The following is a 17,255-nucleotide window of genomic DNA, read 5'->3' as shown; positions in this document are numbered from 1 at the left end:
GTAACTCTATTTTGGCTGTTTCATACCGAAAATAGTGATGATTGAGCGTTTTCATCCAAACAGAATCTGAGCGAGACCTGACGTTTTCAAGCAGAATCATAAAACAATAGACAGGTTTTGATTGCTCAAAAAGTTATAATGTCTGATTAAACCTGATAAGTGCGGTCTCATTTGCTTACGGCTTGCAAGAGTGATGAATGGAAAGTAAAAGTAGGTCTAATGAAGTTTTACCTCATCAACATTGCTATTGATTTGATGGATTACTGAGTGAATTCACACCCTCTCGAAAGCTCAACCGAACAATCAGGTTCTCTGCCAGCCTGGAAATGTGGTTCACAATCAATTCTTTTCGGTCAGTTACCACTTCTGATGGGAATTCTGAATGTCACTCCCGACAGTTTTTCAGATGGAGGAGAAGCTGTCAAACTTGAGACTGCTGTTAAAAAAGGCTTGCAGCTTGTTAAGGAGGGGGCTGATATTTTAGATATTGGTGGAGAGTCTACTCGTCCTGGTGCAGAGCCGGTTTCTTTAGATGAAGAACTAAAAAGAGTGATTCCAGCCATTAAAGCATTATCAGTACAAACTCAGGCTCCCATCTCCATAGACACAACAAAAGCAGAGGTAGCCCGGCAGGCAATCCAGGCGGGAGCCACCATCATAAATGATATTTCGGGTTTTACTTTTGACCAGGATATGATCCCTCTCGCCGCTGAAACCCGGGCTGGCTTGATTTGCATGCATATTCAGGGAACTCCACAAACCATGCAAAAAAATCCTGAATATCAGAATGTAGTTACTGATATCAAAGCATGGTTTGGTGAACGTCTGCAATTATTGTTTCAGGCTGGAATTGAACAGGATCGGATTGTACTCGACCCCGGTCTGGGGTTTGGGAAGACTGCTGAGCATAATTTAGATATTCTGTCACACATTCAAGATTTTAAAGAGTTGGGTTTTCCTATCCTCATTGGTCATTCTCGTAAACGCTTTTTATCGAAATTACTAAATCGATCAGTTGAAGAACGTCTTGCAGGTACAATTGGAGTTTCACTCGCTTTAGCAAATCAATCTGTTGATATCCTGCGTATTCACGATGTAGCCGCCAATCGAGATGCTTTGGCGGCCTGGGATGCAATTTCTCAGCGAGTTTCATGATTTCATTTCAGGAATTCAGAAAACGAAATCTTTCTGGCATTTTAATGATGAGGAACGCAATGAAAACAAGAGTCATTAATCAATGTATGATCATAGTGGTTTTGTTCTTTCTCTTTTCACTAGATAGTTGGGCGGCTGAGAAATCTGAACATGATTTTAAGAGGTGGGAACGCTCAATTTTAGAGTTTGAATTGAAGGATCAAAAACAGGGAGTTCAAAAACAGGGGATTTTATTTGTCGGCAGTTCAAGTATTCGGCTTTGGGACTTAGAAAAATATTTTCCCAATCAAAAGGCCATTAATCGAGGATTTGGCGGATCCGAAATCGTCGATTCAACTCATTTTGCTGATCGCATTATTCTGAATCACGAACCGCGGTTGATTTTTTTATATGCAGGTGACAACGATCTTTCACGTGATCGGACGGCGGAGGAAGTGGCTGGCGATTTCCAGAAATTTACAGAAGTCATCCATAAACGGCTTCCCAAAACGCGAATCGTTTTTATTGCTATCAAACCAAGTCTTCGACGTTGGGAACTGGCTGATACGATTATGAAAGCGAATCAACTGATTTGCCAGCAATGTGCAAATCATAATTTTCTGGATTATGCCGATATCTGGAACCCGATGTTAGGAGCTGATTGTAAACCGCGTCCTGAATTGTTCAAATCAGATGGTTTGCACTTAAATCACGAAGGATACCTGGTCTGGACGAAAGTCGTTAAGCCTTATTTATGTCAATAAAATATCGATAGGAATTTGTTGAAAATCAGACGGTTTCAATTGGTAACTCATGAGAACTGACAAACTGATTCAATTCATTTCGGGTAAAAATACCGGCAGTTGCGCCGGTCGCACGAACACAACTATGCCCTAGTGCAGAGCCAAACTGAAGACATTCTTCCGGACTTCCTTCTTCCAGTAAGCCGTGGATGAACCCTGCGACAAATGCGTCGCCGCTTCCGGTGCCATCTACCAGATTCACAGGATAAATTTCAGATTGAATCGTCTTGTTCTCACTCATCAAGATACTGCCTTCACTCCCGCAGGTAATGATGACTGTGTTTGCTCCTGCTGCCTTAAATTCGCGCGCCTGTTCAATCGGATCTGATTTTCCGGTGATCAGCTCTCCTTCATCATTGTTGGGCAGAAAATAGTCACTGAGAGGCAGAACCGGTTTCAGCATTTTCCAGTAGTCGTCTTGTTTGGGAGTCACAACGTCCAGCACTGTTGTCACTCCGGCTTTTTTGGCAATATGAAACATATTTGTCACATTTTCAGGGGATAATTTTTCTGAAAGGCAATATCCACCCAAATAGAGAATCCGGCTGGATTGTATTTGATCTTCTGTAACTGTTGCTCCTGTAAACAATGAATTGGCGGCAACCGAATGAATGAATCGACGATCTTCCCCTTGAACGTTGATCACAAAAGAACCACTCGTGGGGAGCTGATCTGATTTCAAGAGGTAATCACAGTGGACGCCAGATTGGATCAAGCTTTCTTCGACATAACGCCCAAAAACATCCTGACCGACAATTCCGGCGATAGCGACTTGTCTTTCAAGTCTGGCTAAATCAGCTGCCACATTTGAGGCACAGCCGCCGATAGCCAGCTCCATCTCATCTGTAAGCACTAACTCTCCCGGTTTCGGCATATGATCAATGGCTTTACAGATATGGTCTGCAACAATGATCCCCGCGCATAAGCAGTCATACTTTGTAGATGACATTTACTGTCCCTTAAAATCTCAATAAAATCAAATAAATCGTCGATTGACTATTATGAGAGAGTTAAGGTTGAGTTCAACGCTTAACTGGAATGGATGTGAACAGATTTTGTGGTCTGGTCTGAATCGACAGGCTTATGTGGTATTACAGTTTGAGTCTCAGATTCATCCTGTGTGGCTGTGGGCCTCATTTTTTGAAAGTGCATGACTAACCTGAGCATAATAGGATAGGTTACCAAAGAGCAAAACGTGGCCACGATTAAAGATCCTATGATGAGCGGAGAACCCACTTCCAGAATGAGTTGTTTGACCGTCTCCCACCATCCGCTGAAGCCTTCGAATTCGAAAATTTTGGCGAACTCTTGCTGATTCATCGACCCACCGACGTAGTAAGTACCTACTTTATAATCAAACCAATAGATTGGGATCATTGTCAGCGGATTGGAAATATATACTGTGATCAACGAGGCAATTTGATTAAATCGAAATAAAGGTCGTGTCACAAAAGCAAAGCAAATCACCATCAACATCTGAATGCCAACAGTAGGTGTGAGCGCGATAAACATGCCTATTGCAGTGCCTAAGGCAATAGAATGCGCAGTGTCGTCCAACATTAAAATTGAACGTAAGAGTCTTCGTGGACTACTTTTCCATGATAAATTTGAAGCTGACATACGGCTTTTCAACAGGCTGATTCAGGTAAGTTTAGCTAGAGGCTGTCCAGATGAGTTTATCGATGGTTTCGATAAATTTATCGGCTGGTTCCTAGCAAAATTCTTCAGATTTATGGAATTATCGGTTTGAAGCGATAATTCGAAATCAGAAAACTCTTTTAATACGCCTGATTATAGGTATTACAACCAGATTCAATGGAACAAAATCTAATTTTCTCCAGCAAACTCCCATTCTAGTGAAGATATTTCACATTAGGCAACTGAAATAACACATTTGAAGATGGGGATTGAGAAAGTGTTAGCCGCCTTATATAGCCGTAATAAGGTACAGACTGTACATTTTAGAGTAATCGTTTCGATTTTTTTGAGAGTTTCGAATCCAATGACTGAAATTTGAATAAAGGTTAGTTATGCTCTGTAAAACATTTCGTTTATTCTTCATAGCAAATTAATACATTGGTAACTTCTTGGAGATCCTTGAATTCGTTTCATACTGGGATTGATCGATGATAGAAAAATTGGATATTTTTGAGGTGGAACAGGTTGAACAAAATCTGATCGTAGTCCCTCAAGGTTCGACTCTTCAATTTCAATACAGTAACGTTCAGATTGAATCGAATAAGGTTCTACGCATGCTAGATGCTCCTGAAGTGAGAAATGTCATCATTGATCTGACTTATGTTGAGTATCTGGATTCCATTATTATTGGGGCTATTATTCGTCTATTACAGCGCGCGAAGCAAAGCGGGGGACAAGCCGTTTTCTGTAATGCATGTGAAAATATGCAAAATATCTTGAAGTGTATTAAAATTGGAACACTCTGGCCATTGTATGATTCAAGAGAAGCAGCCATCACTGCTTTGACTGAAAATTCATAATCTTTGATCTCTTCGCTTGAATTGAGCTTGGAATGTTGCCGTTTACTGCTGATGATTTAAAAGCAATCCAGACGGAAACGTTCATTGAGCATCTAGACTATTTTGAAAGTCTATCATCGACTAATACGTGGGCGCTAAATACACTCTGCTCACCTGAAAAGTCAAATTCATCAAGTAAAATGACGTTACCAAGTTTGGTTTTGACTGGTAAGCAAACTGCAGGCCGCGGCCGAGGTAGTAATTCCTGGTGGTCACCTGAAGGGGCGTTGGCCTTTTCTCTGGTTGTCGATGTTGGGCAAATTCAGATTTCAATCGAGCGGCAACCACTGATTGCATTAGCAACAGGCTTAGCGGTTTGCGAAACACTTAAAAAATACCTTTCTGAATTTAAACTGGCATTGAAATGGCCAAATGATGTTTATTTACAGCAGCAAAAAGTATGTGGAATTCTGGTAGAAACCACAGCCGATCAACCAGGGCTGGTTGTCATAGGGGTGGGACTGAATCTGAATAACTCATTTCAGTCAGCCACTGAAGACTTGCAATCAATGGGAACATCGCTTTACGAGGTGACCCACCAGCGATACTCAATGGCGACTACTCTGATTGATCTCATCAATGGTATTGAGAATCGGCTGTATGATGTCGCAAATAGAAATAAGGAATTTATGAGTGAATGGCGTCGCTATTGTTTATTAAGCGGAAGGAAGATTCGTGTGACAACAGGTTCAATTACAAAAGAGGGTAACTGCATTGAAATCGATGACGAGGGTTTTTTGATTCTAAAAACTACTGATGGAATCGAAAGAATTATCAGCGGAACTATAGAACATTTTTGAAACTGCTCCTAATAGACATGACAAAATTATTAATCTATCCCGAAATCGATTCTGAAAGAATCTCAAAAATACAAAAAATTTCTGATGAGTTATCTATTTGTAATGCAAAAGAGATTTCCGAAGCATTACAGGAAATAAAAACAGCCGAGGCATTCTTTGGAAAAATAACTCCACAATTGCTGGCAGTGGCAGAGAATTTAAAGTGGGTGCAGACCCCGACGGCAAGCTTAGAGCATTATGTCTTTCCAGAACTGGTAGAACATCCATGCCAGCTTACCAACATGCGCGGTCTATTTTACGATGTTATTGCCGATCATGTACTCGGTTTTGTAATTTGCTTCGCTCGGAATTTACATCTCTATATCTGGCAACAAACTGAATCTCACTGGCAGCCTATTGGAGGCCAAGCGGGTAAACCCAATTTTGTGACGGGGCCAGGTCAGGAGAGTGAAGTCGATCGAAGTCATTTACATCTGTCAGACTGTTCGCTGGGAGTTATTGGAGCAGGTAGCATCGGTAGTGAAATTTGCAAGCGCGCTGCTGCATTCGGTATGACAGTGTACGCCGTCGATCCTTATACAAAAGAAGTTCCTGGAGTCATCGATGAAGTTTGGGAGGTTAATCGTTTAGAGGATTTATTAGCCGTCAGTGATTTTGTCGTGATCGCTGCCCCACATACTCCTCAGACCGAAAAAATGTTTCGAACAAAACAGTTCCAACAAATGAAATCGACCGGATATCTGATCAATATTGGTCGTGGAGCCATCGTCGATCTGCAGGATTTAACTTCTGCGTTACAAAACAGCGAAATTGCTGGTGCTGGTTTAGACGTATTTGAAATCGAACCTTTACCGAAAGAGCACCCTTTATGGAGCATGGAAAATGTGATGATTACACCCCATATCGCGGCTGCTTCGACTCGCGTACCAGAACGACACCTGGAAACAATGTTAGAAAATCTGCGTTGCTTTCTTGCTGGAAAGCCTTTCGTTACACCAGCTGATAAACGTCAATGGTTCTAACATTTATGTCCGCTTTCAAAGACTCGTTCTCCTGGATCAACTCAGACTTCAATCCTGTCTGTGATGGAACTCCTGCAAAGGAAGCGGGAAGCAAGATATCAATGTTCGAATAATATTTTATCTGATCTCCAGGCAGCCGATCGTATCATTTACATTCATTGAAAAACATGTCAAGAACTTCATTGAGAGGGGTAAGTACATATTTATCCTCGAGATTTTCACTCTCATCTGCCAATTTAGTTTGAATTTGATGAGCCAGATCAATGTCATATATAGGCCCATACGAGCCAATCACCTCGAAGCAGTCTGATGATCTATCTTTTCGCAAATGAGTAACAACCCACATTATTTTATTCCTTTTTAATCTACAGTCGTATCTTGAAGCAAACTGTTAATGTAGTGCCGTTTTTCAGTTGTCTTTCAATACTTAAAAATCAGTTAAAATTGATTACGCTTTCTTATTTCAAAATGGGTTTTCGACAAGCTAAGCTCAACCAGATTCAACTTCAGTTGGGCATATGTAAAATTCATCACAAATAAAGTTGTCGAATAAGTTGGTAGAACAATTTAGTCTCTAAAGAAAATGCTTAGATTTTCTCTTTATTTCGGTGAGAAGCTGATTTTCTTGAGATTTGTATGAACTTTCCTTTTCAAAAATACGTCTTACTTCGGAGAGTTTGCTGAGTTCAAAACGAGGTCTGTTTTTGGGATTGAGAAGTAGCCCACAGTCTTAAATAGGTAAGATATATTTTTAGACGTATATTCAGCGAATTAAGTTCAATGAAAAAACAAATAAATGAGTATCTTTTTGAATACTTATAGGTACTTCTGCTTTGATATGTAGGTGAAATTAATACAATAGTTCATTAATATACATTCGATTAATTACAGTCTACAGAGCTGCACAAATATGTCAATATATTTATGGTCAATTGCAGGAAAAGGAATTTATCACGTTGATACGATGAATCTAGAATTGACTTAAGTGATTATTGAATTGTTACTTAACGTCAGAGTAGACATTAAGGTATGGATCAATCGTTTTGAAGCAGAGTCATTTTCAGGGAAGCGTTGAAAGTCTTAAATTTTGAGCTTTGAAAATTAATCGAATCAACTCAACCCAAACAAATCACATACAAGTGATTTGTTTTTCACATAATGACTGTCTCAGTTCTTAATTCCCTCTGCAGTAAATTCTTTTAGTCGTTCATGTCTGTAACGAAAAATACGTTCTAGGTCTCGTCTGACGAACAGCCAATTTATTAACGGGCCACCATAAACCGAGTAGTCTACTTTATCGATCACGAGCGTTCCCTTCTCTTGCTCTTGAAATGTGTGTTCATGACGCCATAAGCGATATGGCCCTTTGATTTGATTGTCAACAAATCGATGGGGTGGCTCCCAGTCTGTAATTTCCGTTTTCCAGTTCAGGGGAAATCCATGAAGTCGAATCTGGTAATCTATTAACGTCCCCTGATGCATCTCGATCGGTTTGGGTGTCAGAATTTGAAAGTTTAAAAATGGAGGTGTAATGACCTCCAGATTTTCCGCTTTCGCAAAAAAATCAAAAACGACTGAGAGTGGGAAAGGAATTAATATTTCCGATTGCAGTCTATAAACTCCTGAATCTGATTTGCTGAATGTGAGCATATAAATTCTCAGCTTAATAATTGAACAAATATTTGGATTAAGAGCCGAACTTCTACAAATAATGAGAGAAGAACTAGTAAATCAAAAATTCTCTTATTGACAATTCTACGTTTCTAACTATGGAGATTTATAGAAGGCTTTTCTTGTTTAAGAAGGTCTAATCTCCATTTTTAAATTAAGATAAAGCGAGAATATGAATAGCTCCCATTCTGAGATAGAACAACAAAATTTCGTGGTTTTAGGGGCAACGGGTTCCGTTGGTTCGGATTTAAGTCGTAGACTGATTAGTGCTGGTCATCATGTATTACTCGGCGGTCGTGACAAAAATAAACTTCAGGAATTGGGGGCGGAGTTAGACGCACCTTTCGCTAATATTGATGCATCTGAATTCAGTTCCATCGAGGAATGCCTACAGGCAGCACATACTGAATACGGTCGAGTTGACGGGGTTGTGAATTGCATCGGGTCCGTGCTATTAAAACCTGCGCATCTGACTTCAGATGAAGAATGGCAGGAGACTTTGACGACGAATCTTAGTTCTGCATTCGTGACTGTGCGCAGTGCATCTAAAGTCATGCGGCAGACGGGAGGAGCTATTGTATTAGTCTCTTCCGCAGCAGCCCGGATAGGTTTCGCAAACCATGAAGCCATAGCCGCTGCCAAAGCAGGGATCATCGGCTTAACTCTTTCGTCTGCAGCGACGTATGCAAATCGTGGAATACGAGTCAATGCGGTTGCTCCGGGATTGATCAAATCGAATATGACAAAAAAACTATGGGAAACTCCGACTGCTCAATCTACTTCGGCTGCAATGCATGCACTGGACCGAATAGGTGAACCCTCTGACGTTGCTTCGATGATCGCATGGTTATTGCAACCTGCAACTAGTTGGATCACAGGTCAAGTGCTGGGTGTTGACGGTGGTTTGGCCACCATAGCGCCCAGGCACAAACAAAAAGCAACTCATCAATAAATGACAGTGTGTTTCAAGTCTTGGTTCTCCTTTATATTGTTTGAATAAAAACACTCATCGACCTGAATGATGTAGTTACTTTTTGAGTTCTTTAGCTCGCTGTTCGAACACACTCCAACTTTCTCGGGGTGTCCCATCCACTTGATGCAGACCGAGAGTGGTCAGGAATCTGACCAATGGCTCAGTATCGTTTTGAACGCCATAATAAGTGAGTTGATCATTGATAATACTATCCGGGAACTCGTACATGTATCGCATCATGAAAAGGAGTAATTTTATTGGCTATTTACGCGAAGGTGAATTTGAACTTGTCGCATGATGGTGCTTCAGATAATGCTGTCGCAAGAGATCTTTGCCGTAGTCATTTCCGTTGGGAGTACGCACAACGGTGTGAATGTGATTACGCGTCGGAGTGCCTGAACGACCCAGGGCAATTGGTCGTTGGTGATCGAATTCGATCAGGATCACCGGGCTCTGAATACGATAATAGTAGACGCTGTTAGATGTCGTACCACCCATCCAGGCAAAGTAGGTTTCATCCAGATGCTGTTTGACCTCACTCATCTTAACTTGGGCATGTCCTGCGTCCATGTTACCAACGTATTCGGAAATTAATTCAAGCAATAGCTCCCGTTGTTGGGCGTCTAATTGAGAGGCCTTGATGCCAGCATATTCAAGCACAACATTATCACGAAATGCTTCAGTGAGATTATTGGTTGGTCCCTTCGAACTGCGGATCATGGCGTCAGCCCGCTGAGTGGCATTTAAAGACTTGATCAACTCAAGCCCTTTGTTCTGCTCCTTCTGCAGAACCATTGTGCCTTTGAACTTGCCTGATTCTGCTTTGACCGGCTCGGAACCCATGAAGACCGGAGTCATCACCACCTGATCGCCCAAAACGAAATAGTTGATGACGACATGATGACCGTCCAACTGCCAACCCCAGGGTTTGTTTGCCGATGGTTCTCCCATAATCGTGATCCAGTACAGCCACTCGCCATACTCGTCAAATCGTTTGGTCAACTCTGCCAGTGTGCCGTTGAGTTTCATGATGTCCTGAGTCTTCTTGAGCCCCTTTGCACTCAAGCTGGCGCGAAGCATGGCGAACGCCAGCTTTCGTTGCTTTTGCGACATCTCATTGAATCCGACTCCCTGACGTGGGTACCGATGACGATTATCCCATTTCCGCCATTCCAGATCGTCTACCGGGAACTTCGTGCGGCTAACCTGCTCTTTCGAGAGACTTTCCAGGAAAGCCTGTGCCGCGACCCGCACCGGCTCCGTCGAGACACCCGTGGATTTGATTTTGAAGAGCCCTGTTTTGGCTTTGCCAGTAGTCGTCACTCCCTGAAACGGTTCAGCGAGAGACTGTTCGCGTTGTTGCTGTTGTTGTCGCGCACGATGGGGTCTTTGTGAAAACAGAGAGCCAGTGATTCCAACAGCCAAAGCGAATATGCCAACACAAAGTCCAATAACAAGCAGTCTTTTCATTCTGATTTCCAATCTAACGACAAAACACGAGTCAGACGAACTCGTTGCGACATGATATGTTGAAATTCTCTTCTGCCGATGGCGTGAACTCTACATTAAACACGGAGTCGCGCTCAAAGTATCGTAGTAGAATGTTGAGGGCGATTTGTTCTGTACTCACTAAGTTAGAATCAGGTCAAAATTAATTGAACATGTTCATTGAACGTGTTCAATTAATGAGCTAATATTATTTTATGACTGATTTGCGACCAGAGTCAAAACGTGAAAAACAACGGCAGGCGACACACTCTGCGATCCTTTCTGCTGTGCGATCCACTATGCGAAAGCGAGGTTTCAAGAATACAACGATTCGTGAAATCGCCTCGATATCCAAAGTTGCTGTCGGAACGGTCATGGCTCATTTTGGATCGAAAGAAGATTTGTTGTATGAAGTTTTCCATGGCGATATTCAACAGTTTGCTGACGAAGTTTTTACGACTTTAAAACCGGCCAGGCCACTGGATAAACAGCTATTTCACATTGGAGCGTCATTTTTGAATCATTATGCGTCTGAGTCAGAGTTGTATACCGATTTTCTTGAGCATTCGTTGTTTGCACGAGGCGACTGGGGTGAACGATTCACAAACCAGGTGAAAGAGGCGGGCACTCGAATCGCCGCGATTTACATTGCATCAATCCAACGTAAGGAAATTCGCGATGACGTCAATATCGAAGCAGCCGTGTTGGAGTTTTTTGCTCACTACTATTTTGTGTTGATGATCCAAATCAAATCAAAATTCTCAGACGTCGAATCTGGCACAACACAACTTAAGCTGCTGATTGATCAGCATTATCGGGGAATCAAATTATGAAGCCAGTAAAACTTGCTAAGAGTGACGATGGATTCCGAATCTTAAACGAATGGCATGATCGATTCGAATCGAGATTATCATTCGAAACACGTACCGAAAGAGTTAATACTTCATTTGGATTCACAGATGTAATGATCACGGGGCCTGAAGAGTCTCAAGATTCGAGCTCTATAGTAATCCTTCATGGTGCGACGGCGGGAGCACCGTTCGCCCTGGGTGAACTCCAAGACTTACCGGGACGCCAACGGTTTTATACCGTCAACATACCCGGTCAATCAACACGTGCCGAGCAGGTTCGTCTGGATTTTAGAACGGACGAATATAGCTGCTGGCTTTGCGAAGTCTTGGATCAACTTTCAATCGAACGCGCGACTGTCTGTGGTGTCAGTTGGGGCGGAAGTGTGGCTTTACAATTGGCAAAGCACAATCCCGATCGTATCAGTGGATTAATTTTAGTCGTACCTGGTTCAATTGTCCGCGGACCCGTCCTGAAAGGGATCTGGGAAATCGGTTTACCCATGCTGCGATTTAAATTGTTTCCCACGCAGAAAAACAGCGATCGTGCAGTTCGCAAAATATTTACGACGTCCGATGAATATTGGTCTCCTTACATCGCGGATGCCATGCGGTACTGGAATGTCGATTTTTCAGTTCCACCGCTTGTTTCGAAGAACGATATGGCATCTCTTAACGCTCCCGTTTTTGTAATCGCTGCCGACAAAGATCTCTCATTCCCTGGAGAACCTCTGATAGCACGCTCCTATTCTATTTTTCCAAATTTAATTGGTGCTCATTTATTAAAAAACAGCCACCACTGCCCTTCATTTGAATCCGATGACCGCCGGCGATTTACTCAAATCTTCGAGTCGGCCTTAGAGTCAATCCACGCGGCATTGCCTTCAGCACTATGCGTGCAGGCTGAAGAGAAACACTAAATGTACAACCACGATTCAGGTCCTAACTCGTCGACAGCTAGGCCATTATAAACGAGGGTAACTAAGATTGTGTAATTTTTTAATCGTTTTCCAATGATTCTCATACTGAGACCTGAACTTGAACGATCAATGAATTGTCTTTCACCACGATCACAGCTTAGAAAGCAGAATGAGACCTGCAAGTTCTCTCACAGACATGTTTATTGTCTGTAGATGTGATGAAGCTGATTCTACTCAGTCTTTTTTTAATGTAAAAGACTAAGGAATAAAGTAGAGGAAGACTCAAGTAGCCCATATTATTAGATTAGGTGTTTTTATATAATTGCCCTGATCACAGAGTTTCAAAAGTGTTTCAATTTAGTTTAGCTAGTTCAATAGAGCTAAGATATTCCGGGGTAGTTCAATGTTAGAACGCTCGGCTTCGAACCGAGAGGGTGCTGGTGCAAGTCCAGCCCCCGGACTTTTTTTGAGCCAATCTATCATGGAAAAAGAATACTCAACGGAATCCAATAATCTCGGTATAAACCCTGGATTCGTGATTGGTCAATTAACCAAAGCACTGAAAACATATGAAGAACATTCAGATGCGAAAACACGTCAGCGTGCCCAGGCAAAAATTGAGAAATGGTTGCAGGTCTTTGAAGGTATTATGCTGGGAGGCAATGAGGTAGGTTCACGGACCCCCGTGTCCGGAATTCCTCAATGGGCAACACTGGAAGTGGTTACGGGAGGCTTCGCAACTGGTAACCTGTTAGCGGGCGGCGAGATTCGTGAACATGAATTAAAACTGCTTTCAGATTTCTCACTCACCTCCGATGGAAACCCAAGACAAACTTTGAATCAATTTTTTTTGACTGACAATGGGGTATCTCATTTGCAGGAAATTCTTGCTACAGGACGGTTTGAAGTCGAAGTTCCGGAAGAGGGGGCTTTACTTGTAGTTGCATGGCTGCTTGGTCAGGGACACTCGCAAGCAGCTCGAGAACTGCTTGAGGTGATCGGTCCCTACTTCAGTAAACTGCGTTTCTATCCAATTCCAACAGATCAGCCTTGCCGATTTGGTTCTCGTGTTTACTTACAAGACGTTGAGTCGACACTGGAAAATCTCAATAAAATTCGTCCTAATCCTCGAATTCTTGCACAGCTAGAGGCCATTACCATCTGGGCACCTCTGTACGATAAGACGGTGAGCCTTTTTTTGGAAACAGTGGAAGGTGTTCCACCGTTTTTGAATGAGGACCAAGCGTTGTTGGGAGGATGGCCTTGCCAGACTTTTCCAACTGGGTGGGAGGAACGCGCACAGAACCTATTGGACGAATATGTCGAAAAACGTTGTGTGCATCAATTGTGTGGTAAACCAGAACGAAAAAAAGAGAACTTTTCACAGTTAAGATTTTATTTACAACAATATCTGGATGATTCGAACCTAATTGATGAACGAGCAGTGAAGCGAATTCGTTTACTATTGGCACGATATATTAGTCGAAGAGGAACACCAGATTCTTCTATCTGCCAAGAAGCTCGAGAAAGACAAGTTAGTCAAGCCAATGGCGCCAACTATTTTGAGCTATCCAGAGTTGTGATATCTCGACTTGAAAAATATCCACTTAAAAGTGGTATCGAAGATCTTTTTCCGGTGACTGATTTGATCAACGAACAGGAGTCCCAACAGTTTGGACCTCCTGTTTCTACAATGATTCCGGTATTTTTATTACGTAAAATTGAACGTTGTTGTGTCGAATCAATTGAAATTTTGGTACGAAACGGAGTGATTAAATCTGGTGAAACTCTCGCCCAAGTATTGCCGCAGATTACGTCTGATCTACGTGCTGCTGGGATTACCGATCCTCAGTTACAGCAATTGTATGCATCTATTTATAGAGCCTTTCGTCGGCGCCGATCACTGTTACTTTTGAATTTAGAACATCAAGTCCAGATCGAGGAACTTCCTTGGGTATCTGTTGTCGATCAATTTCGCCATGACAATTTACCATCGCAGGAACTTGCAACACAGACCCTGCGTGAAGTGAGTGCTCTGACTTTGCTATCGTTCCCGCATGTAATCATTCCTAATAAGTTACTGCAGGAACTGAAAGCGCTGGCAAAAGTATCTCAATTGAATCTGCCGCTAGTTAATGAAATTGCAGCAGATATCTTTATGGGCGATTTTTCCAATCAATTTAACAAAGCAGCAAAACAGTCCGCAGAAATGCTTTCGGGTACACTTTATGAACTCTATTATGGAATCGATTTTAAGTCAGTCAGCAAAATTTTTGAAAGACAGGAATCAGATTATAAACGGTTTGGAAGAACTCCGAAGATCTCTTTTGCCAAACTCTGTGAAATAAGGGCAGGCGTTGAATATGGCGGTTGGAATGTTGCTGTGAATGGAATGATTATTGAACAACAGCAAATATTGACTACTCAGAATTTAGCGGTATTGTTCCAAAATCTAAACTTGATGAATGAACTAAAAGACCGGCTCTTATCAATGGCGCGTGGTTGTTTTACTTGGATCTCTACACGGCTGCAGCAGAAATCACCTTCATGGCATGCGTCGTTGATTACTTTTAAAAACACGGCTTATGCTTGGAGACAGATGGTTTTTTACCTTTCGTTAGTTTCAGAAAATGACCTTCTGTTTTTTTTGGATTGGGCTCAAGATTATCTCAGTCAGCAACCTAGTGTGTTTCAGTCTCAGTTTCATCCTGCATTGCTAGGGCTTCAACTTGCGGCAAGTGAAAAGTCGATCGAAAGTGATCGGAATGCACGACGTTTTCTGGGATGGACTAATGGTCGTCATTGGCTATTCGGACCAGAAGGTAGTAGATGATATTTCCTCAATAGTAAAAATAAACCAACCACTCTCCATTTATGCGGAGAGTGGTTCTTAATTTTCATTCGATCTTATCAACCTTTCAGAGCCTCTCGCACACCGGCTGCATAAGCAGGATCAACCAGTTCGAAATGCTTGAGCTGTCGTTCCACAATCTCATCGGGAACACCCTGCATGGCTGCGGCGATGTTCGAGAACAAGCGAGCTTTCTGCCCGTCGTCAAACAGGTTGAACAAAGCACGTGGTTGTGCATAATCGTCGTTGCCTTCACGATGATCATAGCGGTCGGCATCACCTGAGATTTTGAGTGGGGGCTCTGCTACATCGGGTTGCTCTACAGGTCCGTTGAAGGAGTTTGGTTCGTAGTACGCATCCGAATTCGTACCGTTCGACTTAAAGCACATCGCACCGTCTTTATGATAGTGGTGCACGGGGCACTTCGGTGCGTTGACCGGTAGCGATTCATAATGCGTGCCCAAACGATGACGGTGTGCGTCCGCGTAGGAGAAGATGCGGGCTTGCAACATTTTATCAGGAGAAAATCCGATGCCCGGCACGATATTGGACGGAGAAAACGAGGCCTGTTCGATCTCCGCGAAGTAATTATCCGGATTGCGATTCAATTCCATGGTACCGACATCGATACAGGGATAATCACTGTGCGGCCAGACTTTGGTCAGGTCGAACGGATTATAAGGCGTCAGGTCGGCATCGGTTTCCGGCATGATCTGTACCTGAAACTTCCATTTAGGAAAGTCACCTTTTTCGATGGCATAGAATAAGTCTTCCTGAGTACTTTCACGCGTCTTGCCGACAACCTGCTCGGCTTCTTCGTTCGTCCAGTGTTTATGCCCCTGCTCTGTTTTGAAATGAAATTTGACCCAGAACCGCTCGTTCTGATCGTTGATCAAACTAAAAGTGTGGCTCCCATAACCATTGATATGACGCACACTGATCGGCAACCCACGATCTGAAAACAGGATCGTGACCTGATGCAATGATTCTGGTGAGAGCGACCAGAAATCCCACATTGCGGTGGGGGAACGTAAATTAGTGCGCGGGTGCCGCTTCTGTGTATGGATAAAATCGGGAAACTTATAAGCGTCTCGCACAAAGAAGACCGGGGTGTTATTGCCGACCAGGTCCCAGTTTCCTTCTTCCGTATAGAACTTCAAGGCGAATCCACGCACATCCCGCTCTGCGTCGGCGGCACCTGCTTCGCCAGCCACTGTCGAGAAGCGCGCGATCATTTCGGTTTGAGCTCCCGGCTGCAGCACTTTCGCTTTGGTATACTTGCTGATGTCATGTTCGATGGTCAATGTCCCAAACGCGCCCCAGCCTTTGGCATGCACAACCCGTTCCGCGATCCGCTCGCGATTTTGATGAGCCAGTTTTTCGATCAACTGGTAATCCTGTAACAGAACCGGACCACGGGGGCCTGCTGTGATTGAATTTTGATTATCGGCGATCGGCGCGCCGCCTGTTGTGGTCAGTTTTGGCTTATTATTCATTCTCTTTGCTCCTCGAAAGGTCCTTAGAATTTGATTCTTAGTGAACTATATTGGCCAGGAGTCAAGATGTCTAATGAATTATCCGGATAGTCGTCATGCATCAAACACATCATAAACAGAGGCTGCTTTGAGCATAGCTCAGTTTGATCACCTGAATGAAAATCTCAAGATACATTCCCCATTTTCAGTACTCATTTTCAACTTGACACCGCCGAGCCCTTCGCGAGAGTTCCCACTTGTGCGTCGCGCGCGCGAGCGAATTTTATTTTGTAGATGAACAGGAAAACGCGTGAGGTTTTCAGCACTATGAAAAACACTGGTATTGTAGGGTTAACGAAATATGTCACGAAAACGAGTGCAACATGAGCACTACGTTTCGAATCGCTCTGAGTACAATTCATGCAAATTTTCGTTCCGATTAAACCACATCTCAGACAATGTTGCGCAAATCTGAAACTCATCAGCTTACCGCCCTTCTCCATCATGACACGCTCATGCCAGAACCTTGTCCAAACGAGTTTCAATACTATCTAAATTTGATTACTTGCATGACGCACGAGGTCATGAAGATTGAAGTAGCAAGCCAATTCTAACCTCTATTCTACTCGATATGCCTTCTGCCGACGAAGTGAAAATCATGAACTCGTTGAACAAGTTGCTGAGACATAGTGGGCTGAAAAACGAAGGGCTCAATCCAAAGATATCAGTTAAG

Annotated in this window: 15 protein-coding genes and 1 tRNA gene; 10 read left to right on the top strand and 6 right to left on the bottom strand. The window is 42.9% G+C overall.

Annotated features, from left to right (window positions below; translation table 11 throughout):
- Nucleotides 1-267 precede the first annotated feature (267 nt).
- Together folP and V202x_RS06595 are read left to right on the top strand one after the other, a co-directional pair.
- Nucleotides 268-1,155 carry a dihydropteroate synthase gene (gene folP / locus V202x_RS06600; RefSeq protein ID WP_232098886.1) on the top strand — a complete coding sequence of 296 codons (888 nt, stop codon included), beginning with the start codon at nt 268-270 and terminating at the stop codon, nt 1,153-1,155.
- A gap of 59 nt (nt 1,156-1,214) precedes the next feature.
- The gene (locus V202x_RS06595; protein ID WP_145172348.1) at nt 1,215-1,898 is read left to right on the top strand and encodes an SGNH/GDSL hydrolase family protein; all 684 of its coding nucleotides are present in this window, start codon (nt 1,215-1,217) and stop codon (nt 1,896-1,898) included.
- A 25-nt stretch (nt 1,899-1,923) separates the two neighbouring features.
- On the opposite strand, the gene V202x_RS06590 is transcribed toward V202x_RS06595, so the two are convergent.
- The gene (locus tag V202x_RS06590) at nt 1,924-2,886 is read right to left on the bottom strand and encodes a carbohydrate kinase family protein (RefSeq protein WP_145172346.1); all 963 of its coding nucleotides are present in this window, start codon (nt 2,884-2,886) and stop codon (nt 1,924-1,926) included.
- An 80-nt stretch (nt 2,887-2,966) separates the two neighbouring features.
- Nucleotides 2,967-3,557 (bottom strand): DUF2062 domain-containing protein, encoded by a 591-nt coding sequence (locus V202x_RS06585; protein ID WP_145172344.1) that lies wholly within the window; start codon nt 3,555-3,557, stop codon nt 2,967-2,969.
- Between the two features lie 506 nt (nt 3,558-4,063).
- Here V202x_RS06585 and V202x_RS06580 point away from each other — a divergent pair.
- The 3 genes from V202x_RS06580 to V202x_RS06570 are packed head-to-tail and all read left to right on the top strand — an operon-like array spanning nt 4,064 to nt 6,296.
- A complete protein-coding gene (locus V202x_RS06580; RefSeq protein ID WP_144982856.1) occupies nt 4,064-4,435 on the top strand; it encodes an STAS domain-containing protein in 372 nt (123 codons plus the stop codon).
- A gap of 32 nt (nt 4,436-4,467) precedes the next feature.
- The gene (locus V202x_RS06575) at nt 4,468-5,274 is read left to right on the top strand and encodes a biotin--[acetyl-CoA-carboxylase] ligase (RefSeq protein ID WP_145172342.1); all 807 of its coding nucleotides are present in this window, start codon (nt 4,468-4,470) and stop codon (nt 5,272-5,274) included.
- 17 nt (nt 5,275-5,291) lie between these two features.
- Nucleotides 5,292-6,296, top strand: coding sequence for a D-2-hydroxyacid dehydrogenase (locus tag V202x_RS06570; protein WP_197993261.1), 1,005 nt, complete (start codon nt 5,292-5,294; stop codon nt 6,294-6,296).
- A gap of 1,167 nt (nt 6,297-7,463) precedes the next feature.
- Here the strand turns inward: V202x_RS06570 and V202x_RS06565 are convergent.
- Nucleotides 7,464-7,946, bottom strand: a complete 483-nt coding sequence (locus V202x_RS06565) for an SRPBCC family protein (protein WP_145172339.1) — start codon at nt 7,944-7,946, stop codon at nt 7,464-7,466.
- Nucleotides 7,947-8,139: 193 nt separating this feature from the next.
- Here V202x_RS06565 and V202x_RS06560 point away from each other — a divergent pair, with 193 nt between their 5' ends.
- Nucleotides 8,140-8,919, top strand: a complete 780-nt coding sequence (locus tag V202x_RS06560) for an SDR family NAD(P)-dependent oxidoreductase (protein ID WP_145172337.1) — start codon at nt 8,140-8,142, stop codon at nt 8,917-8,919.
- 75 nt (nt 8,920-8,994) lie between these two features.
- Here the strand turns inward: V202x_RS06560 and V202x_RS27395 are convergent, their stop codons facing one another.
- Both V202x_RS27395 and V202x_RS06555 read right to left on the bottom strand, forming a co-directional pair.
- Entirely contained in the window at nt 8,995-9,168 is a 174-nt protein-coding gene (locus V202x_RS27395) for a hypothetical protein (RefSeq protein ID WP_197993260.1), read from the bottom strand.
- 33 nt (nt 9,169-9,201) lie between these two features.
- The gene (locus tag V202x_RS06555; RefSeq protein ID WP_145172335.1) at nt 9,202-10,410 is read right to left on the bottom strand and encodes a DUF3500 domain-containing protein; all 1,209 of its coding nucleotides are present in this window, start codon (nt 10,408-10,410) and stop codon (nt 9,202-9,204) included.
- Between the two features lie 233 nt (nt 10,411-10,643).
- Between V202x_RS06555 and V202x_RS06550 the strand changes: the two genes are divergently transcribed.
- The 4 genes from V202x_RS06550 to V202x_RS06535 all read left to right on the top strand — a co-directional run bounded on the left by V202x_RS06550 (nt 10,644) and on the right by V202x_RS06535 (nt 15,029).
- Nucleotides 10,644-11,261, top strand: coding sequence for a TetR/AcrR family transcriptional regulator (locus V202x_RS06550; protein ID WP_145172333.1), 618 nt, complete (start codon nt 10,644-10,646; stop codon nt 11,259-11,261).
- Nucleotides 11,258-12,196, top strand: a complete 939-nt coding sequence (locus V202x_RS06545) for an alpha/beta fold hydrolase (protein ID WP_145172331.1) — start codon at nt 11,258-11,260, stop codon at nt 12,194-12,196. The genes V202x_RS06550 and V202x_RS06545 overlap by 4 nt, the downstream gene beginning before the upstream one ends.
- A gap of 389 nt (nt 12,197-12,585) precedes the next feature.
- Nucleotides 12,586-12,657: transfer RNA gene (locus V202x_RS06540), tRNA-Arg, on the top strand.
- Nucleotides 12,658-12,677: 20 nt separating this feature from the next.
- The gene (locus tag V202x_RS06535; protein WP_145172329.1) at nt 12,678-15,029 is read left to right on the top strand and encodes a hypothetical protein; all 2,352 of its coding nucleotides are present in this window, start codon (nt 12,678-12,680) and stop codon (nt 15,027-15,029) included.
- Nucleotides 15,030-15,106: 77 nt separating this feature from the next.
- Here the strand turns inward: V202x_RS06535 and V202x_RS06530 are convergent, their stop codons facing one another.
- A complete protein-coding gene (locus V202x_RS06530; RefSeq protein ID WP_145172327.1) occupies nt 15,107-16,543 on the bottom strand; it encodes a catalase in 1,437 nt (478 codons plus the stop codon).
- Nucleotides 16,544-17,255 lie beyond the last annotated feature (712 nt).

The sequence above is a fragment of the Gimesia aquarii genome (assembly GCF_007748175.1).
Taxonomy (GTDB): Bacteria; Planctomycetota; Planctomycetia; order Planctomycetales; family Planctomycetaceae; genus Gimesia; species Gimesia aquarii_A.
Note: the sequence above shows the minus strand (reverse complement) of the source record. Positions and strands in the feature narration are given on the sequence as shown.

Excerpts from the sequence above, each read along its gene's own strand:
- V202x_RS06595 (WP_145172348.1), top strand. The coding sequence starts at position 1,215 with ATGAAAACAAGAGTCATTAATCAATGTATGATCATAGTGGTTTTGTTC.
- V202x_RS27395 (WP_197993260.1), bottom strand. The coding sequence starts at position 9,168 with ATGTACGAGTTCCCGGATAGTATTATCAATGATCAACTCACTTATTAT.
- V202x_RS06560 (WP_145172337.1), top strand. The coding sequence starts at position 8,140 with ATGAATAGCTCCCATTCTGAGATAGAACAACAAAATTTCGTGGTTTTA.
- V202x_RS06570 (WP_197993261.1), top strand. The coding sequence starts at position 5,292 with ATGACAAAATTATTAATCTATCCCGAAATCGATTCTGAAAGAATCTCA.
- V202x_RS06550 (WP_145172333.1), top strand. The coding sequence starts at position 10,644 with ATGACTGATTTGCGACCAGAGTCAAAACGTGAAAAACAACGGCAGGCG.
- V202x_RS06590 (WP_145172346.1), bottom strand. The coding sequence starts at position 2,886 with ATGTCATCTACAAAGTATGACTGCTTATGCGCGGGGATCATTGTTGCA.
- V202x_RS06565 (WP_145172339.1), bottom strand. The coding sequence starts at position 7,946 with ATGCTCACATTCAGCAAATCAGATTCAGGAGTTTATAGACTGCAATCG.
- V202x_RS06535 (WP_145172329.1), top strand. The coding sequence starts at position 12,678 with ATGGAAAAAGAATACTCAACGGAATCCAATAATCTCGGTATAAACCCT.
- V202x_RS06530 (WP_145172327.1), bottom strand. The coding sequence starts at position 16,543 with ATGAATAATAAGCCAAAACTGACCACAACAGGCGGCGCGCCGATCGCC.
- V202x_RS06580 (WP_144982856.1), top strand. The coding sequence starts at position 4,064 with ATGATAGAAAAATTGGATATTTTTGAGGTGGAACAGGTTGAACAAAAT.
- V202x_RS06555 (WP_145172335.1), bottom strand. The coding sequence starts at position 10,410 with ATGAAAAGACTGCTTGTTATTGGACTTTGTGTTGGCATATTCGCTTTG.
- V202x_RS06585 (WP_145172344.1), bottom strand. The coding sequence starts at position 3,557 with ATGTCAGCTTCAAATTTATCATGGAAAAGTAGTCCACGAAGACTCTTA.
- V202x_RS06575 (WP_145172342.1), top strand. The coding sequence starts at position 4,468 with ATGTTGCCGTTTACTGCTGATGATTTAAAAGCAATCCAGACGGAAACG.
- V202x_RS06545 (WP_145172331.1), top strand. The coding sequence starts at position 11,258 with ATGAAGCCAGTAAAACTTGCTAAGAGTGACGATGGATTCCGAATCTTA.